The following is a 3,181-nucleotide window of genomic DNA, read 5'->3' on the forward strand; positions in this document are numbered from 1 at the left end:
GTGTAGGTCCGCGACCCGCGCGAACCGAAGGACCCGCCGCCGCCCGGACGGGCTTCTGCGACGGGCGCCGCGACGGTCAGGGCAGCAGCGAGCGCCAGGAAGGCGGCCGTGCGCCGACGACGCGAGAATTGGGTGAGCATGTACGCGCCTCTGAGGACGAGAACCGAGTGGCGAGAGCCGCCGACGATTATATGGTGACGGCTCAGCGCGGGTTTTAGTCCGCGCCTCTCGATGTCGTGATGACGTTTGTCGCCGACCGTCGCGTCAGTGCAGCGTCCGGTCCGGCGCCGCCGGGAAGCCGAGGCGGACCCGGGTGCCCTCGCCGGGCTGGCTGTCGATGGTGATCGTGCCGTTCTGGCGCTTCATCAGGCCGTGCACGATGGCGAGGCCCGCGCCCCGTCCGGCCTCGCGGCTGGTCTGGAACGGCGCGAGCGCCCGGGCGAGCATCTCGGGCGACATGCCCGGCCCGGTATCGCCGACCTGGATCCCCACGGTGCCCGGCCCGGGCTGGTGCAGGGCCCGGTCGCCCGGATCGACCCGGAAGGTCGAGAGCGTCACCGTCCCGCCCGCCGGCATGGCCTCGCACGCGTTGGCGACCAGATGCCGCAGGGCGAACTCGACCTGCGTCGGGTTGCTGATCGCCCGGGGCAGCCCGGGCGTCGGGTTCACCACGAGGCGGATCCCGGCCGGGAAATCCGGCGCGAGGCGCTCCGCCAGCTCCGCCACGATGGCGTCGAGATCGACCGCGCGCACGTCCGGGGCGATCCGGCGCGAATACGCCAGGAGCTGGCGCGTCAGGATCGCGGCCCGCTCGGTGGCGTCGGCTGAGCGGACCAGCGCCCGCTGGATGAACGGCTCGGGGCGGTCGCCCAGGCGGCGCTTCAGCCCGTCGATGTAGCCGATCAGGATCTGCAGGAAGTTGTTGAACTCGTGGGCGACGCTGTTGGTGAGCAGCCCCAGAGCCTCGCGCTGCCGCGACAGCGCCAGCGCGCCCTCGGCCTCCCGCCGCGCCGTGACGTCGAGCATCTGCCCGATCCGCGCGTCGGTCCCAGGGAGGCGCTCCAGGGTCAGGCTCGCCCAGAAGCTGGTCCCGTCCGACCGCTGAGCCAGGAATTCCTGCGGTGCGTCGACCGAGAGATCGGGCGCCGACCCGCGGCTCGCCAGGATCGGCTCGAGGCCGCGTTCGGCGAGCGCCTGTGCCGGATGCCCGGTCAGGCGCTCGAAGGCCGGGTTGGCGTACCGGACCCGACCCTGCGCATCGATGAGGAGACTGGGCGTGGGCAGCGCGTCGAGGAACGCGCGGGCCTGCGCCGTCAGAAGGCCGCCCGCCTCGCCGTGATCCGTCCCGGGCTGCGTCATCCTGCGTCCGAGCTGAGCGGGTGCGGGAAACCCGCGGCGAGGCCCGCGATAGCGGCGAACCGCTTCGCGGCCAAGTGTGGCGGCTGTGTCCCGGGACTATGGTGGCCTATTGCCGGACCCACATCACCCGGGCCATCCAGGCGACTTCGCCGATATTGAGGACCCGGTCCTCGTGCTCCGGGTTGAGCGAGACCAGCTCCACGGTCCGGGCGGTGCGCCGCCGCAACTCCTTGGCGAGGACCTCGCCGCCGTGGAGGCGCACCACGACGCGGTCGCCCTTGCGCACGCTGGCCGTGGGCGAGACGATCAGCACGTCCCCGTCGCGGAACAGCGGCTGCATGGAATCGCCCTGGATCTCCAACGCGAAAGCACGCTCCTCGCCGAGGTCGGGGAACTCGATCTCCTCCCAGCCGGCCCCGCCGGTGGGCATGCCCTCGTCGGTGAACAGGCGCCCGGCCCCGGCCTGGGTCAGGCCAATCAACGGCACCATGGTGCGGGCCGGGATCTCCCGGGCCTCGATCAGGCGCAGGAACTCGTCCAGGCTGGCGCCGGTGGCGGCCAGCACCTTCGAGACCGATTCCGTGGAGGGCCAGCGCTTGCGCCCGTCGGCACCGATCCGCTTGGAGCGGTTGAAGCTCGTGGCATCGAGGCCCGCACGGCGGGCGAGCCCCGAGGCGGAGTAGCCGTGGCGCTCCGCCAGGCGGTCGATGGCGTTCCAGATCTGCTCGTGAGACAGCATGTCGGGCTCGAAGGCTCAACGTGAGCGGGCCGGCACCCCCGTCTCGCCAGCCGGCTGCCGGCTGCCGCGGAGGCACAGAGGCAGTCTCCCCGGAGGATTCGGACGGAAACCGCCCGAGGAGAGCGAGATACTGAAGAGCGCAACGCCCCGGCCCGAGTGACCCGTTTCGGACACGGTCCTGTGACGCTCAGCCTAGACGTAGGAAAGTAGAACTACAACCTGCAGAATGCAATCGCCCTTGGAATCGATCTGGTTTCCGGTTGTTGCCGGCCGGCGGCGCGGTCGCTGGTGGGCGGGTCGTCCGGAGACAGGCCTGCCGCGGCTTCCGGATGTCCAAGGCCGTATCCAGGATCCACCCCGTCATCCCGGGCTCCGCTCCGCGGCCCCGGGATGACGGAGTTGTCGTGAGCGCTGCCTCTGCAATGCCTCGGAGGCGCTCGCGGGATAGCCTGTGACGCATGCGTCGGCCGGCACAATCCAACCGCGCTGGTTCCGGTCCCCGGAGCGATGGGCTATGGACGCTGCGCTTTCCAGGGAATGCCGATGGCGCTCATCTACAAGATCTGTCCGCGTGCGCTCTGGCGCGAGGCCGAGGCGGCGGGCCGGTTCACCGGGGCGCCGGTCGACCGGGCGGACGGCTTCATCCACTTCTCCACCGCCGAGCAGACCGCCGAGACGGCGGACCGCCACTTCGCCGGCCAGGCCGACCTGCTGCTGATCGCCGTGGACGCCGAGACTCTGGGCGCGGCCCTGGTCTACGAGCCGTCGCGCGGCGGCGCGCTGTTTCCGCACCTCTACGGCGACCTGCCGCTCGCCGCGGTGGTGTCGATGGAGGACCTGCCCCTCGGCCCGGATGGGCGGCATGTCCTGCCGGCAGGCATCCCGCGCGCATGATCGCCGCCGCCTTCCCGCTGGTCCGCCCGCTGCTGCATCGCCTCGATGCCGAGAGCGCCCACGACCTGACCCTGCGTGCCCTGGCGCTGCTGCCCCCGGTCAAGCCCGCCGCCGACGACCCGCGGCTAGCCGTCGACCTGCTCGGGCGCCGCTTCCCCAATCCGGTCGGCCTCGCGGCTGGCTTCGACA

General features: G+C 71.8%; 3 protein-coding genes and 1 pseudogene. 2 read left to right on the plus strand and 2 right to left on the minus strand.

Annotated elements, in window-relative coordinates; genetic code table 11:
• Positions 1-264 precede the first annotated feature (264 nt).
• Together FV228_RS24715 and FV228_RS24720 are read right to left on the minus strand one after the other, a co-directional pair.
• A complete protein-coding gene (locus tag FV228_RS24715; RefSeq protein ID WP_147856974.1) occupies positions 265-1,359 on the minus strand; it encodes an ATP-binding protein in 1,095 nt (364 codons plus the stop codon).
• 106 nt (positions 1,360-1,465) lie between these two features.
• Complete coding sequence (locus FV228_RS24720) at positions 1,466-2,098, minus strand: helix-turn-helix transcriptional regulator (protein WP_147856975.1); 633 nt, start codon at positions 2,096-2,098, stop codon at positions 1,466-1,468.
• Between the two features lie 543 nt (positions 2,099-2,641).
• Between FV228_RS24720 and FV228_RS24725 the strand changes: the two genes are divergently transcribed.
• Complete coding sequence (locus tag FV228_RS24725; RefSeq protein ID WP_147856976.1) at positions 2,642-2,992, plus strand: DUF952 domain-containing protein; 351 nt, start codon at positions 2,642-2,644, stop codon at positions 2,990-2,992.
• Positions 2,989-3,181: pseudogene (locus FV228_RS24730) on the plus strand (dihydroorotate dehydrogenase (quinone)); the annotation flags it as partial. The gene FV228_RS24725 and the pseudogene FV228_RS24730, both read left to right, overlap by 4 nt.

Origin of the sequence: Methylobacterium sp. WL18 (assembly GCF_008040015.1) — a bacterium.
GTDB lineage: Bacteria > Pseudomonadota > Alphaproteobacteria > Rhizobiales > Beijerinckiaceae > Methylobacterium > Methylobacterium mesophilicum.